The organism is Desulfocurvibacter africanus subsp. africanus DSM 2603, assembly GCF_000422545.1.
Classification (GTDB): Bacteria; Desulfobacterota; Desulfovibrionia; order Desulfovibrionales; family Desulfovibrionaceae; genus Desulfocurvibacter; species Desulfocurvibacter africanus.
This window is the reverse complement of the sequence record NZ_AULZ01000010.1, coordinates 157,269-178,346: the sequence shown is the minus strand read 5'-3', so window position 1 is coordinate 178,346 and position 21,078 is coordinate 157,269. Positions and strand designations below refer to the sequence as shown.

General features: G+C 63.1%; 21 protein-coding genes. 5 read left to right on the top strand and 16 right to left on the bottom strand.

Going from position 1 to position 21,078, the window contains the following annotated elements; all coding sequences use genetic code 11:
* Positions 1 to 36 precede the first annotated feature (36 nt).
* From H585_RS0108295 to H585_RS0108235, 12 genes are all read right to left on the bottom strand, one after another.
* The gene (locus tag H585_RS0108295) at positions 37 to 1,428 is read right to left on the bottom strand and encodes an MBL fold metallo-hydrolase (RefSeq protein WP_027367485.1); all 1,392 of its coding nucleotides are present in this window, start codon (positions 1,426 to 1,428) and stop codon (positions 37 to 39) included.
* 15 nt (positions 1,429 to 1,443) lie between these two features.
* The gene (gene prxU / locus H585_RS23650; RefSeq protein WP_081678620.1) at positions 1,444 to 2,169 is read right to left on the bottom strand and encodes a thioredoxin-dependent peroxiredoxin; all 726 of its coding nucleotides are present in this window, start codon (positions 2,167 to 2,169) and stop codon (positions 1,444 to 1,446) included.
* 15 nt (positions 2,170 to 2,184) lie between these two features.
* Positions 2,185 to 2,343, bottom strand: coding sequence for a rubredoxin (locus H585_RS0108280; protein ID WP_005985473.1), 159 nt, complete (start codon positions 2,341 to 2,343; stop codon positions 2,185 to 2,187).
* Between the two features lie 662 nt (positions 2,344 to 3,005).
* Positions 3,006 to 3,434, bottom strand: a complete 429-nt coding sequence (locus tag H585_RS0108275) for a PaaI family thioesterase (protein ID WP_027367482.1) — start codon at positions 3,432 to 3,434, stop codon at positions 3,006 to 3,008.
* Positions 3,435 to 3,583: 149 nt separating this feature from the next.
* Positions 3,584 to 4,471, bottom strand: a complete 888-nt coding sequence (locus H585_RS0108270; protein WP_027367481.1) for an Mrp/NBP35 family ATP-binding protein — start codon at positions 4,469 to 4,471, stop codon at positions 3,584 to 3,586.
* Positions 4,472 to 4,550: 79 nt separating this feature from the next.
* Positions 4,551 to 4,916 carry a CGGC domain-containing protein gene (locus tag H585_RS0108265; protein ID WP_027367480.1) on the bottom strand — a complete coding sequence of 122 codons (366 nt, stop codon included), beginning with the start codon at positions 4,914 to 4,916 and terminating at the stop codon, positions 4,551 to 4,553.
* 1 nt (position 4,917) lies between these two features.
* Positions 4,918 to 5,349, bottom strand: a complete 432-nt coding sequence (locus H585_RS0108260) for an iron-sulfur cluster assembly scaffold protein (RefSeq protein ID WP_027367479.1) — start codon at positions 5,347 to 5,349, stop codon at positions 4,918 to 4,920.
* A gap of 12 nt (positions 5,350 to 5,361) precedes the next feature.
* The gene (locus tag H585_RS0108255) at positions 5,362 to 5,601 is read right to left on the bottom strand and encodes an FmdB family zinc ribbon protein (protein WP_027367478.1); all 240 of its coding nucleotides are present in this window, start codon (positions 5,599 to 5,601) and stop codon (positions 5,362 to 5,364) included.
* Between the two features lie 211 nt (positions 5,602 to 5,812).
* Positions 5,813 to 6,151 (bottom strand): NifB/NifX family molybdenum-iron cluster-binding protein, encoded by a 339-nt coding sequence (locus H585_RS0108250; protein ID WP_014259913.1) that lies wholly within the window; start codon positions 6,149 to 6,151, stop codon positions 5,813 to 5,815.
* A 125-nt stretch (positions 6,152 to 6,276) separates the two neighbouring features.
* On the bottom strand, positions 6,277 to 6,636 hold the full coding sequence (locus H585_RS0108245) for a NifB/NifX family molybdenum-iron cluster-binding protein (protein ID WP_027367477.1): 360 nt from the start codon (positions 6,634 to 6,636) through the stop codon (positions 6,277 to 6,279).
* A gap of 3 nt (positions 6,637 to 6,639) precedes the next feature.
* Positions 6,640 to 7,083, bottom strand: a complete 444-nt coding sequence (locus tag H585_RS0108240) for a NifB/NifX family molybdenum-iron cluster-binding protein (RefSeq protein ID WP_027367476.1) — start codon at positions 7,081 to 7,083, stop codon at positions 6,640 to 6,642.
* Between the two features lie 133 nt (positions 7,084 to 7,216).
* Positions 7,217 to 8,566 carry a sigma-54 interaction domain-containing protein gene (locus H585_RS0108235; protein ID WP_027367475.1) on the bottom strand — a complete coding sequence of 450 codons (1,350 nt, stop codon included), beginning with the start codon at positions 8,564 to 8,566 and terminating at the stop codon, positions 7,217 to 7,219.
* A gap of 175 nt (positions 8,567 to 8,741) precedes the next feature.
* On the opposite strand from H585_RS0108235, the gene H585_RS0108230 reads away from it, so the two are divergent.
* From H585_RS0108230 to H585_RS0108215, 4 genes are all read left to right on the top strand, one after another.
* Positions 8,742 to 8,978, top strand: a complete 237-nt coding sequence (locus H585_RS0108230) for a DUF5320 domain-containing protein (protein ID WP_338042134.1) — start codon at positions 8,742 to 8,744, stop codon at positions 8,976 to 8,978.
* Positions 8,979 to 9,167: 189 nt separating this feature from the next.
* The gene (locus H585_RS0108225) at positions 9,168 to 10,034 is read left to right on the top strand and encodes a nucleotide-binding protein (protein ID WP_005985489.1); all 867 of its coding nucleotides are present in this window, start codon (positions 9,168 to 9,170) and stop codon (positions 10,032 to 10,034) included.
* A complete protein-coding gene (locus tag H585_RS0108220) occupies positions 10,031 to 10,912 on the top strand; it encodes an ATP-binding protein (RefSeq protein WP_027367473.1) in 882 nt (293 codons plus the stop codon). Before H585_RS0108225 ends, H585_RS0108220 begins: the two co-directional genes overlap by 4 nt.
* 126 nt (positions 10,913 to 11,038) lie before the next feature.
* A complete protein-coding gene (locus H585_RS0108215) occupies positions 11,039 to 12,409 on the top strand; it encodes a sigma-54 interaction domain-containing protein (protein ID WP_027367472.1) in 1,371 nt (456 codons plus the stop codon).
* A gap of 207 nt (positions 12,410 to 12,616) precedes the next feature.
* On the opposite strand, the gene H585_RS0108210 is transcribed toward H585_RS0108215, so the two are convergent.
* Positions 12,617 to 13,726: a cobalt-precorrin-5B (C(1))-methyltransferase gene (locus H585_RS0108210; RefSeq protein WP_027367471.1), complete on the bottom strand. Its 1,110-nt coding sequence runs from the start codon at positions 13,724 to 13,726 to the stop codon at positions 12,617 to 12,619.
* Positions 13,723 to 15,096, bottom strand: coding sequence for a cobyrinic acid a,c-diamide synthase CobB (locus H585_RS0108205; RefSeq protein WP_027367470.1), 1,374 nt, complete (start codon positions 15,094 to 15,096; stop codon positions 13,723 to 13,725). Before H585_RS0108205 ends, H585_RS0108210 begins: the two co-directional genes overlap by 4 nt.
* A 436-nt stretch (positions 15,097 to 15,532) precedes the next feature.
* Here H585_RS0108205 and H585_RS0108200 point away from each other — a divergent pair, with 436 nt between their 5' ends.
* Positions 15,533 to 17,743, top strand: a complete 2,211-nt coding sequence (locus tag H585_RS0108200; RefSeq protein ID WP_027367469.1) for a PAS domain S-box protein — start codon at positions 15,533 to 15,535, stop codon at positions 17,741 to 17,743.
* 147 nt (positions 17,744 to 17,890) lie between these two features.
* Here H585_RS0108200 and H585_RS0108195 read toward each other — a convergent pair whose 3' ends face one another.
* Complete coding sequence (locus tag H585_RS0108195) at positions 17,891 to 19,321, bottom strand: class I adenylate-forming enzyme family protein (RefSeq protein ID WP_027367468.1); 1,431 nt, start codon at positions 19,319 to 19,321, stop codon at positions 17,891 to 17,893.
* Positions 19,322 to 19,467: 146 nt separating this feature from the next.
* Entirely contained in the window at positions 19,468 to 20,811 is a 1,344-nt protein-coding gene (locus tag H585_RS0108185) for a sensor histidine kinase (protein ID WP_027367467.1), read from the bottom strand.
* Positions 20,812 to 21,078: the final 267 nt, after the last annotated feature.

Sequence of the window (21,078 nt, the reverse complement as noted above, 5' to 3'; positions counted from 1 at the left end):
TCGAGTCGCTTCGATTTTCCAATCTGCTGTGGCCGATTACCTCGCCACTGGATTGCCCGCCCGGCTCCAGGCCAGGAATCCGCCGGCCAGGGAGCTGATCTTGGCATAGCCCTGGCGTTGCAGATGGCTTCCCGCGATATTGGAGCGGTAGCCCGAGCCGCAGGTCACGATGATCTCCTCGTCCTTGGGCAGACCCAGGCCGTTTCCCGTGCTGTCGAGCACATCCATGAGCGGAGTGTGGCGTGCCTGGGGAATGTGCCCGGCGGCTCGCTCGCCTGGCGTGCGCACGTCCAGCACACGCAGAGCCTCGCCAGAGTCCAGGCGTTTACGGAGATCGGCGGCCGAGATCTGGGCCAGGCTTTCGACAGGCCGGCCGCTGAGCAGCCAGGCGGACATCCCGCCGGCCAGCCAGCCGTGCACCTGGTCGTAGCCGATGCGCAGGAGTTCGCGACGCATGTCCTCGTAACGCTCGCGGCTCTCTACCACGAACAGTATGTCGGTGCCGGGCTCCACGGCCATGCCAACCCAATTGGCGAGTTGCTTCTCGAAGCCGATGTTAAGGCTGCCGGGGAGATGGAAACCGCCGAAGGCCGCGGCGTCGCGCGTGTCGATGACCGTCATGCCCTCGGCCATGGCCCGCTCGAACTGCTCCGGGCTCAGGGATCGCTCCAGCGGGCATTGATCGGTAAGCGGCGCGCCGGCCATGTTCGTGCCGATGATGTGGCTGAAGCTCTTGGGCCGGATCGGGAACTGCCCCAGGACCTCGCTTCGGAATTCCTCGAAGGAGGCGAAGCTGAGCATGGGGTTGGCCCGGCGCTCATAGCCGAGGGTGCTGCTCTGCTTGGCGCTCATGCCTCGCCCGCACAGGGAGCCCTGACCGTGGGCTGGGTAGACCTCCATGTGGTCGGGGTGGCGCGCGAGTTTCACGTACAGGCTTTCGTAAAGGTTGGCGACCTGCTCATTGAGGATCTCGGCTCCGGGCAGGTCCGGCCGGCCGATGTCGCCCACGAAGAGCAGGTCGCCGGTGAGGAGCATGCCCGGCTCGGCCGAGCGCTGCTTGTCCGTGACCAGCAGCGAGATGGAGTTTGGCGTGTGCCCCGGAGTGTGGAGCACCTCCATGCGCGCGGCGCCGATCTCGATGATATCCCCCTCGCGCAGGGCCTTGTGTTCGAATTTCACGGGCGCGCTCTCATGGAAGTAAATGTCCGCGCCCGTGGCTTCGCGCAGGTCGCGGTTGCCGCTCACGTGATCCGCGTGCACATGGGTCTCGATGACGTGCGTGATGCGCATGCCCTCGTCACGGGCAATATCCAGATAGTCCTGGATGTCGCGCTTGGGATCCACCACGGCCATGGCCCTGGCGGCGGGACAACCGATAGCGTAGGAAAAGCACCCCAGGCCGGGCACGGCGATCTGCTTGAAGTACATGCCTATGCTCCTTGGTTACTGCTCGGTGGCGTTCTCCACCTTCCATTCCTTCCAGACCTTGCCGGCGAGTTCAGGGGTGGGTTTCAAGGTCTGCTTACCTGGACGCCATCCCGCAGGAGTCACTTCGCCCGTTGCCCGGACATGCTGGAAGGCCTGCACCTGCCGAATCAGCTCCGACACGCTTCGGCCCACCGGCGGAGCCATGACCTCCATGGCCTGGATGATTCCATCGGGATCGATGAGGAACCTGCCGCGAATGTCCACGCCGGCAGCCTCGTCATAGACTCCATAAGCTTCGCCGATCTTTCCGCCTGAATCCGAGAGCATGGCGAAGGGAACGCCGCCCGGAACCATTTTCGAAAGCTCTTCTTCCTGCCAGATCTTGTGCGTGAAGCGGCTGTCCGTGCTTACAGACAGCACCTGGACACCCAGGTTGGTGAGATCGTCATGCTTCGCGGCGACCGCCGCAAGCTCCGTGGGTCATACAAACGTGAAATCACCGGGGTAGAAGCAAAGCACCACCCACTTGCCCCGATAGTCCGAAAGCTTGATGTTCTCGAATCCCTTGCCCGTGAAAGCTGACGCCTCGAAATCAGGCGCAGCCTTGCCGACCTTGGCGACCATTGCATTCTCCTTTTTGGGTTGCGGCGGAACCGCCCGCGATTCCACCTGCTGATCAGGCGGATCAGGTTGAATCGGTCCCTTGGCGGGAACCACGCAGCCGTCCTTCATCTTGGCCATGGCTTTCTCCTTGGGCTAGCCCACTTCCTCAAAGTACTCTTTCTCGGCCCCGCACCATGGACAGACCCAGTCGGCAGGGATGTCTTCGAACTTCGTTCCGGGCTGGACGCCATGCTCGGTGTCCCCTTCTTCCGGGTCGTACACATACCCGCATGGGCATTTCCATTTACTCATCTGTTTCTACTCCTTGGCGTTCTTGTTTCGGAATGATTTTGATATACATTCTTAATTAATTTTGATTCTTATTTTAAGAGCAAAATCCGCCTAAATAGTCAACAAGATTTTAAGCTGGCGCATCACGGCGCCTAACGCGAGAAGCTCCCAGTTTTTGCAGCCGGCAAGCGTCAAGCATTCCGCAGGGGAACATGCACCAAACGCAAATCTGGAGGCAGGACCCTTTGGGCAAGCCGATATGAAGCCTTTAGGATTTAACGGGACTCGGCATATTGCCGGTCGATTGGCTATCCAGGGCGATGGTTGGAACCAGCCTGATATCGACCTGATATCGAGCAGATGCTTAGCCATTTGAATCCAAGTAGTCCGACCACAGCCCAATGCTAGGCGCTTCGGTCGGGAAGGGTGGCAAAAGGCTTACGAGGTTTTGGGAGTTCCTCTTGAAAGGGAACGCGAGAGGGATATGTAACTTAAAGAATGTAACTTTATTAGAAGCTTGCCTTGGCGGAGTAAACTCAAAGCGCACACCATGCTCGAGCGCCCAGCGGTTTATAGCCACCAACAAAACCTCTTCACGAACCGAAGCGTGATGAGGCCGCCGCCGCGCCTGTGCGATGGGTTGCTGAGGAACATGGCAGGCACGGCGGTCGGGCTGGCCGAAGTCAGCTTGAGACCCTCCGCTGCATGAATTTGGCCTCGGCCCAGGCCATGAGCCGCTTCTCCAGCGTGATTTCAGCTCTGAGGCGATATAGCGGCGGATAAGAAGTCAGTATCCAAGCGCGTATTTCCAAAGAGACGTCACAGGGAACCGACTGCACAAAACGTACGTGAAGATCCCCAGTAACCGCTTGCACTTCAGCATGAAAAAGGCAGTGTGTCATGGCCGAGTCCAGTAACGAGGCGATGATGCCACCATGAAGGATGCCGTCATATCCTTGGAGTTCAGTATGCGTCTGGAATTGTGTTCTAACTTCGCCATCTTCTGTCGCCAGAAAGGACAGATTCATGGACCTAGGATTGTGGGTTCCACACAACAGACACCCGCCGTGACCATTGCGGGCACTTACAGTTGCAGCTTCTTCGTTGGTCAAAGAGGATTTCCCCGCTTGCGACTTGAGAACCTGCTTGGATTGCCAAGCCGCTTATCATTTCAATAAAGATTACTCATAAATGCCATATTGGCCCAGGGGTGAATGGTTGTGACTGACTCAACCAGCACCCCTTGAGGCCAACAGGGCATCTAGGCTGTCACGGCTTGCAGCTCGAGCATGGGCTGGACGATCTCGCGCATGACCCTGGATGTCTCGCTGTCTGGGTAGACCTTGACGTAGGCGAAGCCCTCGTCGCCGGCGCGGGCCAGTTCCGGGTCCACCGGAATGCGGCCGAGGAACGGCACGCTCATTTCCTGGGCCATCCGCTCGCCGGCGCCGGACTTGAAAATCTCGTGACGCTTGCCGCACTCGGGGCAGACGAAACCGCTCATATTTTCCACAACACCTAGAATCTGGCTGCCGGTGCGTTTGCAGAAGGTGATGGACCGGCGCACATCGTCGATGGCCAGCATCTGCGGGGTGGTGACGATGACCGATTTGGCTTCCGTGCCCAGGAGCTGCATGATCGTGAGCGGTTCGTCACCCGTGCCTGGAGGGCAGTCAACGATCAGGAAATCCAGCTCGCCCCAGGCCACGTTCTGCAGGAATTGGCGGATGAGGCCTGTCTTCACCGGGCCGCGCCAGATGACCGCCTCATCCCGGTTGGGCATAAGGAAACCGAGGGACATGACCCACAGGTTCTTGCTCCAAGGAATGGGCTCGATATAGTCCTTTTCGATATGAGCCTGCTGGTCGGAAAGGCTCAGAAGCCGGGGAACGCTGGGGCCGTGCACGTCCACGTCCAGCAGGCCGACTTTTTTGCCGGCCAGGGCCAAGGCAAGGGCAATGTTCACGGCCACAGTGGACTTGCCTACGCCGCCCTTGCCGGACATGACCACGATCTTGTTCGTGATCCGGCCGAGGTTTTCGGACAGTTGGAGATCCTCTGGGCTTTGCGCCTTCTTTCCGCAATCCTTGCCCTCTTTTTGAGAGGTGCAATTCCCGCTCTCTCCGCAGCTGCTGCACTCATTATTCATATGTATCCTCTTTCATGCATGTGCACGGACAAACCCGCGACTGCATGGAACAGTTAAAATATAATGATTCTTGTTCCTGTCAGGCGAAAATGTCCTTGGGCAGGTAAGGGTGCGTGCCTTCGATGACCGGAATGCCCGCCTTGGCTTTGATCTTGGCCAGGAGAGTCTCCTTGTATGGGCAATGGTCGGTAATGCACGGCCCCACATGAATGGCCGTGGGCTTTTCGCCAAGCGGAGCGTTCCACAGCTTGACCTGGGCCAGCCGGGTGACGATGGTCGCTCCAGGGCAGTCTCCGCAGTTGAGCAGGCCCATGACCTCCGCCTCGGCGCTCTGATACATCCCGAAAACGCCCTCGCGACGGTTAAATCCCACCAGGCAACGCGAACAGCCGATGCATACGTCGTCCATGGCCTTCTTGCAGCCGATAATGAGGATCTTTTCCATGTCATCCGTCCTTGGTGAGGTACGCGTGGATTGCTTCGTGCAACGCCCCGGTCGCCAGTTTCGCACAGTGGCTCTCGTCGGCGGGAAAGCCGGGAAGCCGTTCCAGGATCGTATCTGCCTCCACGGCCGCGGCCTGATCCAGGGTCGAGCCAAGGGCCAGTTCGGCGGCGAGTCCGGCGCAGATTTGGCTCGAACCGCATCCGTCGGACCAGCCCGAGGCCTCCACGATGCGCTCGCCCTCGATCTTCAGGTAGACCTCGATGGTGTCACCGCAAGAGCCCTTGAGCTTGCCGCAACAACTCGCGTCCTCCATGCGGCCCAGGCGCTCGCTTTTCAACCAACGCTCGAAGCCGGCCTTGCCGTATTTGGCCTGCGCCTCCGCATTGATCTTCTCCTGGATGTCTAAGGCCAGCAGTTCCAGATCATGCTCCATATTTTCTCCTGCTCAGGCCTTGCCGCAACATGAGCCCGGCACGCAGCCGGCTTCACTGGGGCGGGAGCCGCAGCAGCCATGGCCGGTCGGACCGGGCAGCGCCGAGCGTGCCTTGCCCGTGAGCGACGAAGGCGCGGCAAGTTGCCTGTTCGCCGCGTTGCCGCATTTGGGACAGGCCGGCATGTCGTCGGCCTTGGCGATATCCTCGAAAACATGGCCGCAACGGCCGCAATGGAAATCGAACAGCGGCATGGTCGTGTCTCCTGCGCCGGTCAGTGACCGTTCAGTCGTGTTCAGGCGTTCGGGGTCTGCATTCCTAAAGATTGTGGAGAGGGGCGTCGCTCCGCCAGAGCGAGCCGCTCCTCTCCACATCTCACCCACTCAGGGGATGCCGGTTCCCCGAGTTCATCTCATCCGTTTTCCGGCCTACGCGGGGTCAGCGAACGGTGCTTGCAAAGCTCGCCTAGTGGTCACAGGCGTTGGGTCCGGTCGTCAGCATACCTCCGAGATAGGCCTTGGCGATCTCCTGGGGCGTGCCGCCCTGGGCGCCGACCACGACCTTGACCCCATGCTCGGAGAAAATGGCCTGGGCGCGCTGGCCCATGCCGCCGGCGATGACCAGGCCCACGCCCAGCTCGGCCAACCATTTGGGCAACACGCCCGGCTCGTGGGGTGGCGGGATGTGCAGGCTCATGGCGCCCACGCGGCCGCCGGCCTCGTCGACATCAAGCAGGGCGAACTGCTCGCAGTGCCCGAAGTGCTGGCACAGTGTTCCGCCCGCGATGGGAATGGCGATCTTCATGCTTCCTCCATATTGCGATTCCATGTGTCCAAAGTGCGCCGGACCACGAGCATGCTGACCCCGGGTGTCCGGGATAGGGGGGATTTACGGCCTGCCCGCGAGGTCTGCTTGCCCGCAGCTCGAGTTTACCAGTGTCCGTCCTTGTCCGGCCCGCCGGCCTGGGCCAGGCTGCCGGCCTTGAAGGCCTCCAGGGCTTCCCGAGCCGTGCCGCCGTCGCGCAGGTAGACGGCAATTTTGCCCCGGTCCAGGGCCACATAGGCCTTGGGACCCACGTGGCCGGTGATGACAGCCTTGGCGCCCGCATTGGCCACGCACTGGGCCGCCTGGATGCCCGCGCCCTGGGGCAGGTTCATGTTCTGCTCGTTGGGCACGTAAGTGTGCTCCTGCGTGTCGGAATCCACGATCACGAAGCCCGAGGCCCGGCCGAAGCGCGGATCCAGCGGACTGTCCAGGCTGTTGCCTTGTGTACTGACGGCGATCTTCATGGTTCACTTCTCCTGTTGAAATCGTTGCCGGCAGCGACCTCTGCCGGGCGCGCTGCGTCCTTGCGGGCATTTCCGCGCTGTTGGGCCGGGACAGCCCGGCATGACCAGCGTGTCCAGCCTGCCTTGGGTATGGGCCCCGAGCACCTGCTCCACGCTCCCGGCGATCCAGGGCAGGACAGTGATGCCTTGGTGCTCCAGCGTCATGCGGCAGCAGCCCGTGAGCGCTCCGCAGATCAGCGCCGAAGCGCCACGGACCGCGAGCAGCTCGGCCAGCTGGCGCACTGAAACGCCCGAGCAGGCGCGGACCTCGCGCAGCACGGCCTGGTCGCGCTCCAGGCTGTAGAAGCGCAGCTCCGTGGCTGTCTCAAGCAGGGTGGCTAGGCGGCCCTGGTGGCAGGCGAGGCAGAGTACGGTCGGCCCCGCGTGATCAAATGCTGCTCCGGTCATACGTAAAGCCGGTTAGCATGGAGAGTGCCATATAAAATAGCTATGTAATCTCAGTAGAATAAGAGACGGGTGGGTCTGTGGAATGCTGCATTGCGGCTTAAAACGAGCCGCAATAGATTATATCGCATCATTTTTAGCCGGATCCGGCGCGCTGGAGGATGCGGCGCAGGGTGTCCTTGCTGATGCCCAGTTCGCGGGCGGCGGGCCGCTTGCGGCCTTTGTGGCGGGCCAGGGCCTCGATAACGGCCTGGTGGCGGATGTCCTCCATGGTCCTTGGATTTGTGTGCTCGTGGGCCGCGCCCAGGTCGGCGGGCTGCAGGTATTCGGGCAGGTGCTCCATCTGGATGAAGCCGCCGGAGCAAAGGATGAAGGCGTACTCGATGATGTTTTCCAGCTCTCGCACGTTGCCGGGGAAGGCGTAACGTGCGAGCAGGCCCATGACGTCCTCGGACACGCCCTGGATGTCCTTGCCCATGAGGGCGTTTCGCTTGTCCACGAAATGGGCGGCCAGCAGGGGAATGTCCTCGGGACGTTCGCGCAGGGGCGGCAGGCGGAGTTGGACCACGTTGAGCCGGTAGTAGAGGTCCTGGCGGAATTCGCCCCGCTCGACCATGGCCGCCAAGTCACGGTTGGTGGCTGCCACCACGCGCACGTCGGCGGGCTCGCTGCGCACCGCGCCCAGCGGCTCGAAGCTGCGCTCCTGCAGCACGCGCAGGATCTTGACCTGCAAGGCCAGGGGAAGGTCGCCGATCTCGTCCAGAAAGATGGTCCCGCCCTGGGCCAGCCCGAAGCGGCCCGGCTTGTCGCGGCGGGCATCGGTGAAGGCTCCGGCCTTGTAGCCGAACAGTTCGGATTCCAGGAGATTTTCGGGCAGCGCCCCGCAGTTCACGGCCACGAAGGGTTTGGTCTTGCGCGGGCTCAGGTTGTGGATAGCCCTGGCCAGCAGCTCCTTGCCCGTGCCCGACTCACCCAGCACGAGCACCGTGGAAAGGCTCTCGGCGATCTGTGGCAGGATGTCCAGGATGCGGATGATGGCTCGGCTGCGCGTGCGGATGTCCTCCAGGCTGTGCAGGCCTTGCAACTCCTTGCGCATGAGCTGCAGTTCCGAGAGATCGCGAAAGGTCTCCACACCGCCGATGACCCGGCCCCGCCCGTCGCGCAGGGGCGCGGCGCTGATGGACACAGGCAGGCGCACGCCATCGGTGCGGATGATGGAGATGGATCTGTTGCTCACCGTGCGATCCTCGGCCAGACAGGCGCCAATGGCGCAGGCTCCGTCGCAGATGCTTGAATGGAAGACCTCGCGGCAGGTGCGCCCGATGGCCTGCTCGGCCGGGACGCCGGTGATCTCCGCGGCCGCCCGGTTAAAGGAGGTGATGACCCAGTTCAAATCCACGGTGAACACGCCGTCGGCCACGCTGTCCATGATGGCCTCGCAGGGGATGTCCGCGGGAAAGCTGCGTATGGGTTTACGTTCGTTCATGGCTGTGCATTTCCTGGCTGAGGTTTCTGACAGGATACACCTCTTTGCTGTACAGCGCAAATTTAGCCGCTTTTATTACGACAAGCTGAGTGCCGTTCGTAACTTATTGCTATTATGGTAAATTTAGCATGGTACGCTTTATGTAAGATCGAAGCAAAACACGCGCAAGGAGGATATGCGTATGCCTGGCTTCAACGGAACTGGACCTCTCGGCAATGGACCCCGCACTGGACGTGGACTCGGTCGCTGCATGGCCGGCGCGGGCGGAGGGCAAATGGCGGGACGCGGTCGCGGCTTGGGCCGTCAGGGCGTCTTTGCGCAGGATGCCGGCGACGTTCAAGGCGAACGCATTGCCGCCCTTGAAGCAGAGATCGCCGCGCTCAAGTCCAAACTGGCTCAGAGCGAGAAATAGGCCTCTCGACCCGCTCCTCCATCAGTCCCGGTCCGAGCCACGGGCCGGGACGCCGGAGGGTGGGCGACTACATACTAGGTCGGGTCCGCCGATGAAATGCACTAGCTTAGGGGTGCGGTCGCCTCTGGCAAGCCCGGAGACAGGGCTTCTGCCGAGCCTAGTGCAAGCAGCCTCAATGGAAAGGAAATCATGAAGCTCGCCATAGCCAGCGGCAAGGGCGGCACGGGCAAGACAACCGTGGCCGTGAATCTAGCCGTAATACTTGCCCGCCAAGGCCTTGCGCCGGCCTTGGTTGATTGCGACGTGGAGGAGCCCAACAGCCACATCTTCCTGGCTCCGAGTTGGGAACGGGAGCAGCGGATCACGCAACCCGTGCCGCGTATCGACCACAAGGCTTGCCTGGGCTCCGAATGCAGGCGCTGCATCGAGCTGTGCCGCTTCAAGGCGCTCATCTGGATGGCCGGGGAAGTCATGGTCTTCCCGGAACTGTGCCACGGCTGCGAACTGTGCGCCGAGGCCTGCCCGGCCGGGGCCGTCGATTGGGCCGAACGCGAGGTCGGCGTGGTGCGATCCGGCAAGGCGCGCGGTGTGCGTCTGCTGGGAGGCCTCATGCGCGTTGGCGAGGCCATGGCCACGCCGCTCATCCGTGCAGTAAAGCGCGAGGCAGAGGTCGAGGACCTGCAAATCTGGGACTGCCCTCCGGGTACGGCTTGTCCGGCAGTGGCTTCCCTGCAGGGCGCGGACGTGGCGCTGCTGGTGACGGAACCGACAGCCTTCGGATTGCACGACCTGACTTTGGCCGTGGCCCTGGTGCGCGAACTGGGCCTGCCGTTTGGCGTGGTCCTCAACCGGGCCGGCATGGGCGACGAACGGGTGGAGCGCTATCTGGAACAGGAATCCATCCCGCTGCTGGCCAGCCTGCCATACAGCCGGGAAGCGGCCGTGGCTTGCGCCGACGGACATCTGTTGGTGGACGTTCTGCCGGACATGGGCGAGTCCTACACGCGGCTGTGGAAATCCCTGTGCCGCCTGCTGCCCGAGGAGGTCACGGCATGAGTCAGATCGTCGTACTGAGCGGCAAGGGCGGCACGGGCAAGACCAGCATCGTATTGGGGCTGGCCACGGTCATGCCTTCCAAGATCCTGGCCGACTGCGATGTGGACGCGGCGGACCTGCACCTGATCGCCAAGCCGCAAGCCATTTTCACCCAGGACTTCATAAGCGGCGAATTGGCGCGCATCGAGGCGGACGAATGCACGCAGTGCCTGCTCTGCCAGTCCAGATGCCGCTTCGAGGCCATAACGATGGAGCCGCGCATCCTGGCTGAGCATTGCGAGGGGTGCGGGCTGTGCGCCTTCATCTGCCCGGTGGGGGCCATCAAGATGGAACCGCGCCACTGCGGATGGTTGTACGAGTCCCGCACGCGCTTCGGCGCCATGGTCCACGCCATGCTCAAGCCAGGGGCCGAAAACTCGGGCCGGCTGGTGACCACGGTGCGCCGCCGGGCCAACGAGCTGGCCGTGCAGGAGGGCTGCGCGCACGTGCTTGTGGACGGCTCGCCGGGCATCGGTTGCCCGGTCATCGCCTCCCTGACCGGCGCGGACCTGGCCCTGCTCGTGGCCGAACCCACGGTTTCGGCCCTGCACGACCTGCGGCGGGTGCATGAACTGGCTCGCCATTTCCGAATTCCCTGCCTCGTGCTGGTCAACAAGGCCGACCTGAGCAGTGATCGCTTACGGGAGATAAGGGACTTCTGCTCCGAATGCGGCCTGCCCCTGGTAGGTGAGATCCCCTATGACCCGGTGTTTACCAAGGCCCAGCTTGCCGGCCAAAGTGTGGTCGAGTTTGACCCGCGGAGTCAGAAGCCCCGCTTCGAGGCTATCTGGGATCTGATGCGCGAAACGTTGGAAAAGACCGCTCTGGTGCATTTATAGTCGCTACGAAAAGGCAATGCTGGCGTTTAGGCCAAGTCATGGTAAGCGAAATCCTACGGGGCCGGGGAAATCATTCCCCGGCTGCCGGGGTAATTGTTGTTCGCATCCTGCAATGAGGAGCAGCCCATGCGCCTGACGGAATCCACCGGCGTCTTCGATGCCTTGGGCTTCGGCTTCTTCGTCGTGGACGAAGGCTGGAACGTGTTGCTCTTCAACCGGGAAGCCGAACGCATCACCGGTTTCACCCGCAAGGAAGCCTTAGGCTGCAAATGTTCGGAGATTTTCCATACCGAGTTTTGCAATGCACGCTGCCCGCTGCAGCAGGCCTTGGTCTCCGGCGACAGGGTTTCCAGGCGTCAGGTGCATTTCCTGACCCGCGACAACCGCCGCGTGGCCTTGGAAATCTCCGCCGCGCCCTTCACGGGCAGCGGCGAGCGGACCATGGGTGTGCTGTGCTTTCGCGAGGTTCTGGCGGATCAGGCCGGCACGGACACGCCGGCTGACGATCCTCTGCGTCGCCTGGTATTCCGCCATCCGCTCATGCTGCAGCTCCTGGACATCCTGCGCATGGTCGCGCCAACGGACGCCTCGGTGCTGCTCACGGGCGAAACCGGCACGGGCAAGGGCTTGCTGGCCAAGGCGCTGCACGACCTGAGCCGCCGGCGCGTCGGACCATTCGTGGGCGTCAACTGCGCGGCCCTGCCCGACAAGCTCCTGGAATCCGAGCTGTTCGGCTACAAGAAGGGCGCGTTCACCGATGCCCGCGCCGACAAGCCTGGCATGTTCGAACTGGCCCAGGGCGGGACCATCTTCCTGGACGAGATCGGCGATTTGCCGTCCGACCTGCAGGCCAAGCTTCTGCAGGCTCTGGAAGAGCGCCGTTTCTATCCCCTGGGCGCCACCAAGCCGGTTTCGGTCAACGTGCGCGTGGTGGCCGCCAGCAACCTGGATCTGGCTCGACGCACGACCGAGGGCCTCTTCCGCTCCGACCTTTACTATCGGCTGCGGGTAGTGGAGTTGCACATCCCGCCCCTGCGCGAGCGAAGCGCGGACATCGTGCCCCTGGCCGAGCTGTTCCTGGCCCGCGCGGCCGAGCGCTACGCCAAGCGGGCCACACACCTGGACGAATCCGCCAAGCGGCTGCTGTCCGCCTACTCCTTTCCCGGCAACGTGCGCGAACTCAAGCATCTCATGGAGCACGCCGTGATCCTGAGCGACGGCACCACGCTCACGCCCGCCCATTTTCCGCCCCAGATGGCGGTCCATCCGGCTCCGACCGCTCCAATGTCCCATCCGGGCCATCCGACTTGTCCGGGCCAAGCGGCTCAGCGCTTGCCCGAAGTCGAGCGTGCCCAGGGCGGCAGCTTGCTGGAGCGCGAGCGGGACCTGTTGCTCCAGGCCCTGTCCGAAAATGACTGGTCCATTCTCCAGACCGCCGCGCAACTGGGTATCAACCGCACCACGCTATGGCGGCGCATGCGCAAGTACGGCATCTGACGAGGGCTGGATGAAGTGCGATTCGATCTAACGCGTGTTACCAACGGCCTGAAGAATTCTGTCTGAAGACCAGAGCACGGGAAGCGAGCAAGGCAGGAAAGCATAAGGTCTCAGGAAATAGCCGATCCGGGGGCATAAGCTCTTCGGCATCGAAACTTACCCGGAATACCCCTTACATCAGCCGTTCGCAAAAACTCCAAGCAGTGTTCAATAGGCTCTAGCCTCTATCCGGTTCGGCCATTGCGCCAGCAACTCGCCTTCCAGCGAGAACAGTACATGCCGGACTTCCATATCGGTCCCGGCGAAGCTTCGCGCGTGGTGCGCCGCCAGACGACACAACTCCTGTAGGATGACGGGCAGGGCGGGTTCGGGCCGCAGGATGTCCAGGGCGTGCATGGCCGTGTTGGCCTTGGCCACGGAGTCCACGCTGACGGCCGAAGCGCCCAGCGTCGCACACAGGTCGGCCAGTTGGCGCATGTCCGTGGGCGCGTTGCGCGCGTGCGTTTGGGGCAGGCCCTGAGCCTGCTTGACCAGCTTGCCGAAGAACACGCCCCAGGTTACGCGGGTGACACCCTTGCGGCCGGCCTCGGACATGGCGTGGGCGAAGTGGTCCGCGGCCTGGATGAAGGCTACTTCGGGCAGGTCGGGCCGCAGGGCCATGAGCAGACGCTCACTGCGGCCGCCGGTCGAACAGCAGGCCTCGCTTAGTCCGGCGGCGCGGGCCACGTCCAGACTCTGGCTGACCGTGGCGGCCCAGGCCTCATGGCTGTAAGGTCGCACCGTGCCGCGCGTGCCCAGAATAGAGATGCCGCCCAGGATGCCCAGGCGCGGGTTGAGCGTGCGCCTGGCAATGGCCTCGCCGTCTGGAACTTCCACCAGCACACGGGCCGAGCCTCTGAAGTCGGCTGCTTCCATGGCCTCACGCAACGAGTCAGCGATCTGGCGGCGCGGGGCCGGGTTGATGGCGGGCTGACCGGGCGGCACTGGCAGGCCGGGCCGGGTGACCATACCCACGCCGCGACCGCCCGTGACATCGATCTCAGCGCACGATCCCCATTCGTTCAGTACTATAAGACACTCGATGGCCGCGCCGTGCGTTGCATCCGGGTCGTCGCCGCCGTCCTTGATGACAGTCGCGCGAGCGCCAGAACCTTCGCTCCGACAGGTGGCTATGGCGATGCGCAGCCGTCCGCCCGCCGGCAGAGGTACGTCCACGTGTTCCGGGGTCGCGCCCGTGAGCAGATGGAGCGCGGCGGCCTTGGCCGCCGCCGCCGCGGCCGTGCCCGTGGTGAATCCTTCGCGCAGGGTTCGCGTCACTGGCTTGCGGGAACAGCGCCGGCGCAGGCGTCCACGAAACGCGGGGCCAAGCTCGGATTGCTGCCGAAGTGCAGGTGGATGTACGAGGCCACGACATTGCCCTCGGTAAAGCCCTCGGGCCTGGACAGGGAGCCGTGGCGGTCCGAGACGATGTACAGCCCTGCGCCGGCATAGGCCCCGTCGGGGATGGACGAGTAGTGGAATTCGTGGCCGCGGACCTTGAGACCGGCCGGACCCAAGGGACAGTCGCGCGCGAGGGTTACCTCTCTGTAGCCCAGGGCCGCGAAGCGTTCGTTCATGGATGCCGTGAAGGGGAGTACCCCGGCCATGGGGAAGTTCTGGCCGTGCTCACCGACGAGCGCGTCCATGAGGTACATAAAGCCGCCGCATTCGGCCAGCACGGGCCGGCCCGAGCGGCAGAAGTCGCGGATGTCGCGGCGCATGGACCTGTTCTGGGCCAGGGCGCGGGCATGTACCTCGGGATAGCCGCCGCCTAGATACAGGCCGTGCAGCCCCTGTGGCAGCGCCTGATCCTCCATGGGCGAGAAGTAGATCAGTCGCGCCCCGCTCTCGCGCAACAAACGCAGATTTTCATCATAGTAGAAGCAGAAGGCCTTGTCCCAGGCCACGCCTATGGCGGCGCGCGGCTCGGGAAGGTCCGGGTCGTCGGGGGGGTAGATGGCCAGGTGCGGCAGGTTGGCCACCAATCGGTTCAGGTCCAGGCCCTGTTCAATCCAGTCGGCCAGCTTTTCCAGGGTCGCGGGCGAAAGAGGCGCTTCGCAGGCCGTGACCAACCCCAGATGTCGCGAAGGCGTCGCAAGGCCTTCGCGGCGGCGCAGAACGCCGGCCAAAGGCACGTTAGGCGCCAGGGTCATGGCCTCGGCAAGGAGCTTCGCGTGGTTCTCGCTGCCTGCACGGTTGAAAGCTACGCCCGCCAAGTTCAGGAACGGGTCGAACTCGGCAAATCCTTTGACCAGAGCCGCCGCGGAGCGGGCCATCGAGCGCGCGTCGACAACCAGGAGCACGGGCAGCTTGAGCCACTTGGCGATTTCAGCCGTGGAACCTTGTTCGGATATTGGTGAGAAACCGTCATACAGACCCATGACGCCCTCCGCCACGGCGATGTCCGCATCCCAGGCATGGCGGGCGAAGACATCCTGCACGGCGCGCCGGCCGCACATCCATCCGTCCAGGTTGTGGCTTTGCCGGCCTGCGGCAAGGGCATGGTGTCCCGGATCGATGAAGTCCGGCCCGACCTTGAAGGGCTGGACGACCAGTCCCTTGCGCCGCAAGGCGGCCATGAGCGCCAGTGTAACTGTGGTCTTGCCGCAGCCGCTGTGCGTGCCGGCGATGACGATTCCCTTGGCCATGCTCCTCCAGAATGGCCGCCCGGGGCGGCCGTGCGTTGCCGTTGACAAAGCAAGTGTAGCAGGAAACGCCATGCTGGCAAATTGTCCGGGAGGTCGTATGACGCGGCCGTATGTCTGAATCACTGCTGCGTAGTGTATGCGCGGTCTGCATGAGGTCAAGGTTATGAGAAAGCGTGGTCCCTACTTTGTGCAAGAGGCGGACAAGTTTCCGGCAAGCTCGGACAAAGTCGACCATCATGCACGGACGCTGCGCCGCCATTGGGTTCGGCGGCTGTCGCTGACCAGTTAAGTCCATTTTCAAGTATTGTCGTGCGGATTGCGTCTAATCGAAGCGAATATCGCAAAGCCTGATCATTCATTCTCTCGTCTGATTGTCGCCGTACAGCAAAGGGCGTAAGGGCTAAAAATAGAGGATCAGGCGTAGAGGAGCCGATTTATGGGCGTGTTTCTGCTGGCGTTGTCGATAGCTGTTCAACTCGTCGCCGCACTGCTGGCCATTCGGCAGGGCCGGCGAAGCAAGGCCGGGCTTGGTTGGTGGCTCCTGGCCGCAGCCATGCTGATCATGGCCGTCAATCGCACCATCGACCTGGTTATATACCGGCAGTCGCCGTTTCACCCTTCTTTGGAAGTAAGCGCCAATATCGCCATGCTGGCGGTTTCCGTGCTTCTGCTTGTAGGCATCGCACATATCGGTCCGCTGCTGGACAGGCTCAGAGAGGCGGCCGAGCGCAGGTCAGAGGAGGAGCACCGGCTGCGAGGGGTGGTGGAGGCCATGCCGGTCATGATTCACGCCCATGACGCATCGGGCGGCATCGTATATTGGAACAGGGAGTGCGAGCGGGTCACGGGCTACTCCGCGCGGGAGATGCTGGGCACTTCCGGCAAGGAAGACATGCTCTGTCGCGGCAAGGGCTGCCTGCCGGGCGATGGGAAGTGCGTGAACTTTCCGTGGGTCGAATTGCAGGAGGTGGAACAGACATTCCGGGCCAAGGACGGCACGATGCGCAACGTGCTGCTGACAAGAGTATCGGGGAAAGCATCGGTGCCGGGCTGGGCCTGGTGGATGACGGGCATTGACATAACGGACCGGCGCAAGACCGAGCGCAGGCTTGCGGAGCGTGAAGAAAACTACCGCAAGCTTTTCGACAGCGCCCTGGACGCCATCGTAATCATGGATACGCAAAACTCCACGGTGGTGGATGCCAACCCCGCGGCCTTGGCTCTGTTCGGTTACACCCGCGAAGAGATGCTCGGCCTGCCCTCCCTGGCGCTTACGGCCAGCCCGAAGCGTGCCCAGGAAAGCTTCGACGAGCTCATGGCCAAAGGGACTCTGCCGCTCACCAGGGCCAGACAGCGGCGCAAGGACGGCTCCACCTTTCATTCGGAAATTTCGGCCGCGAGCTTCGAAAGCTTTGGCCGCAAACTTGTTTGCGTTTTTTTCCGTGACGTGTCCAGCGAGGTGGCGACCAAACTGCGTCTGGAGAACGCGGTGCGTCAGGCGCGGCGGTCCAACCGGGTCAAGTCCGAGTTCCTGGCCAATATGAGCCACGAGATACGCACGCCCATCGCGGGCGTCATCGGCACGGCCAAGATGGCCCTGGCAAGCGAACGGCGCGGCAATCAGGCCGAGCAGTTGCGGCGCATCGAGAACGCTGCGAGGTCGCTGCTGTCCATCGTCAACGACATCCTGGACATGTCCAAGATCGAGGCCAAGGGTTTGGAGTTCCGCGCGAAGGACTTCTCGCCCGAATGGGTAGTCTGCGCCTGCGTGGAGGAATTCACGGCCTTGGCCCAAGCCAAGGGGCTTGATCTGGCCGCTTATGTCGAGCCCGACGTTCCCGCGTGTATGCGAGGCGATCCCGACCGTCTGCTGCAGGTGCTGCGCAACCTTGTGGGCAACTCGCTCAAGTTCACCGAGCGCGGGCACATCACCATCTCGGTCCGTCAGCCGGAGAAAGGCGAGACGGGGCTGCTGTACTTTTCGGTCAAGGACACGGGCATCGGCATTCCCAAGAACCGGCAGAAGGATCTGTTCAAGCCATTTAGTCAACTCGACACGACCTATGCCAAACGCCACCAGGGCACGGGCCTGGGCCTGTCCATCAGCAGGCGCCTGGTGGAGCGCATGGGCGGAGATATTTGGGTAGAGAGCGAGCGCGGCCAAGGCAGCGAGTTCTGCTTCACGGCGCGCTTCGAGGCCGCCGGAGGCGAGTTCTGCCCCTGGCAGCCCGAGCCGCCCGAAGTGGTCGAGGTGCCGCCCTTGCGCATCCTGCTGGCCGAGGACGAGCAGCTCAACCGAGAGTTCGTGACCTTCTTCCTGTCAGGCGAGGGGCACACGGTCACCACTGCGACCAACGGCTGCGAGGCTCTGGACCTGCTGGAGCGACAGGATTTCGATGTGGTGCTCATGGACGTGCAGATGCCCGAGCTGGACGGCCTGGAGGCCACCCGGCGCATCAGGAGCTTGGAAAAGCCCGATAAGGCCCATGTGCCCATCATCGCGCTCACGGCCTATGCCATGAAAGAGGATCGCGAGCGCGTCATGGCCGCAGGCATGGATGACTACCTGAGCAAGCCCTTGGACATGGACGAACTGCGTCGCAGCCTTGCGCGCATCCTGGCCGAGCGGAAGAAGCTCGAAACCTAGCCAGGCGCTAGAGCATTTTGCTTTTGAAAATGCTCTGCAAGTCATGCGTCGGCATGGCTTGCTGCCGCGTAGGCGTAGGCGCAATTCACTTGCGCCGTCAACGCCGGAGCGGGCGTCTTAAAAGCGATCTGCTCTAGGAGGCCGTCCCTATGTGCCGCCCAGTTCCGCGAGCCTCCCGCGCACGACCTTGCCGCTGGGGGTAAGCGGCAGCTCGGGCACGAAGCATATTCTGTCCACGACCCATTGCAGAGGCAGGGCCTTGCGGATCTCGCCGCGCAGCTCTTCGGTGTGCTCGCGCACTACGGCGAAAACGGCCAGAGCCTCGCCCGCCAGGGTGTGCGGCACGCCACAGGCCGCGGCTGACAGGACTCCGGGCACGTTGTTCACAATGGCGTCTACCTCCTGCAGGGACACGCGCAGGCCCTTGACCTTGACGATATCCTTGCTGCGGCCCTTGATCCACAGGCAGCCGTCCTCGTCCAGCAAACCAAGATCGCCCGTGCGCAGCCAGCCGTCCTCCATGAGCACCGTCTCTTGCCGCTCGCAGCACCAGTAGCCCGGCGTGATCGAGTCTCCGCTGACCATGACCTCGCCGATCCCGTGCTTGTCCGGTTCGTGGATGCGCAAGGTGAGTTGGCCGATGGCCCGGCCGACGCTGCCCTTCTTGTTCTCGTACAGGGCCGGGTCCAGGGTGGTGATGCGCGCCGTGGCTTCGGTGGCGCCGTACATGACGTAGAAGGCCACGCCCGGCTTGGCCGCGCGGATGCGCTCGATGGTCGGCGCGTCCAGGGGGCCGCCGGCTTGCAGGAAGCGGCGCAGATGGGGCAGCTCCATGCGCGCCAGGGCCGAGCGCGTGTCCAGGATGCGGTAGACCGACGGCACTCCGGCGAAGCTCGTGCAGCGGTATTCGTCCATGGCCGCCAGCACCGTGTCAGGGTAGGTGAAACGCGAGTCGAGCACGCAGTCGCCCCCGGCCCACAGATGGCTCAGCAGCACGCTGACGCCGAAGCAGTAGCTCATGGGCAGGATAAGCATGGCCCGATCGCCGGGCTGTAGGTGCTGGCTGGCGGCTATGTCGCGGGTATTGGTCAGCAGGTTGCGGTGCGTGACCATGATGAAGCGCACGGCCCGGCCCGTGGTGCCCGAGGTGGCCATGAGCGCGGCCAGGTCGTCGGGGCCGCGCGGTTCGGCCTGCACTGGCGCGCCCACCAGCGAGTCCGGTCCCACGAGGCTGGCCACGCGAGGCGTGGGCAGGCCTTCGAGCCAGGCGGAATCAGGTACCCAAACGCCTTCCGCTCCCAGGTCGCCCAGGGCGACGGATAGCTTGTCGCGCTCCACGGGCACGGCGGTCAGGCCTGCATACTGTGCGCCCAGGTAAGCCAGTACGGTCCACAGCGTCTGGTCGCAGCCGATGGCCAGGCGCTGTCCGGGGGCAAGCCCTGCCGCGCGCATGGCCCCGGCGGCCGAGGCCACGGCTTCGGCCAGACCCGTTTCGATGGCGTTGCCGCGGCGTGCGTCGATGAGTGCGGCCGTAGGGGCGAGACGATCAATGATGTGCTTGGCGATGTTCCAGTCCATGTTTTCCTCCACCTCTTGTTATGTATTGCGGCGGAGAGGGAGCATGGCAATGCTTATGGCCGGGAGTGAATCTAATCGTCTTGCGGCGTCGCTCGGGATGGAGGCCAAGCAGGTCCGGATGGAATCCTGACCCGGACCTGCCCGACTCAGGAAAGGGGAGCGCAGGGAACGCGCAGATGGAATGTACTGCCCCGGCCGGGCTCACTGTCCAGCCAGATGCTGCCGCCGGCAAGCTCCGCCAGCCGTTTGGCCAGGGCGAGCCCCAGGCCCGTGCCTTGGGTATGCTTGTTAAGCGGCCGCTCAAGTTGGGTAAAGGGCTGGAACAGGCGCGGCAGGTCCTCGGAAGCTATGCCGAGGCCGGAATCAGTCACGGCGAAGTACAGGCACTCGCGGCCGGTCTCGTCAACGCAGTGGTCCACGAACAGGTTTACCCATCCCTTGGACGTGAATTTGACGGCGTTGGAGAGCAGATTGTCCAGGGCCTTGCGGGTCTGCTCCCAGGCCAGCACGGCCTGTGCCGGCACGCGCGGAGAGATGGTCAGAATCGCTTCCAGATCCTTGGCGCTCGCCTGCCGTCGGATTTCCTCGAACATCTGCGCCAGAGCGGGAGCGAGTTCCACGGTCCCTGGATTGGGCGCGACCTGGGAGGCTTCGATACGGGCCATTTCGAGAATGTCGCCGACAATGGCGGACAAGCTCTCGGCGGATTGGATGATCAGGTCCAGGTACTGGGCATGCCCTGGCTCGACCTTGGGCCGCAGCAGAGTGGATAGGCCCAGGATGCCGCCAATGGGCGTGCGCAGTTCATGGCTCATGTTGGAGAGGAATTCGTGCTTGACCTTTTCGGCGACCGTGGCGGCCTGGCTGGTCTCCACCAGGGCGTCCAGCAGACGGTGGTGCCGGGTGACGTCGTGCAGGATAAACAGCAATTGGCCGTTCGGGAGGTCGGCTACGAAAGCAGGCTCGATTTCCCGTTGGTTTTCAGCTCGCTTGGGCAAATTGCGCTCGCCGGCGAAACCGAAGATATCCTCGACGCCGATCCAGCCTCGGATGACGGGCTTTCCGAACGCAGTCAGGGCGAGCCCAAGGAGATCAGCGCGTGTGTAGCCCACCAAAGCACAGGCCGCAGGGTTGGCGTCCGTTAGGCGACCCTGCCGATCCACCAGCACGAAGGCGTCCACGGCCCGTCCGAAAAGACTTGCGAATGTCGGATTTGCGGGCGGGGCATTCTGGTCGCGGCTATGGTCTTGGCCATCGGGAATGGTCGACAGGAGGACTGTCTGCCCATGCTGATTCTCTGGAAAGGAGTGCGAAGGGGGCTCCGCGGAGACGCTCGTCGGGGGGATGGCCGCCGGGGAAGCCTTGTAATCACTTGCGGTGGCGTCGGCGGGTGAGGGCATGTCGTCGGCAGGCTGTTTGTCGGTCGTCTGCCGTGAGCGTTTATCGGCACAGCCGGTAGGCCAGAATTCCGGCTTCATGTGATCAGCCATGCCTTACTTCTCTTAGGCAAATCCATGGTGGGTGGGCGCTGGTGCGGCAGGTTTCCGCACGGCAGATGATTACAACGTATGAACGATGATCAGTCCAGGGGCGCTCTTAGCTTCTTTCCTCCAAAAAATCTAGTACGTCATTGAACTTATATCAATATTTGTACGCCGCCAGCATGCAAGCGCATACTGGAAACGTATTGCCGCCAAGGCAGCGCAACCTTGCGGATGGCTACGCGTAAAAAGAGCATGCAACGAGCAAAAAAGAGG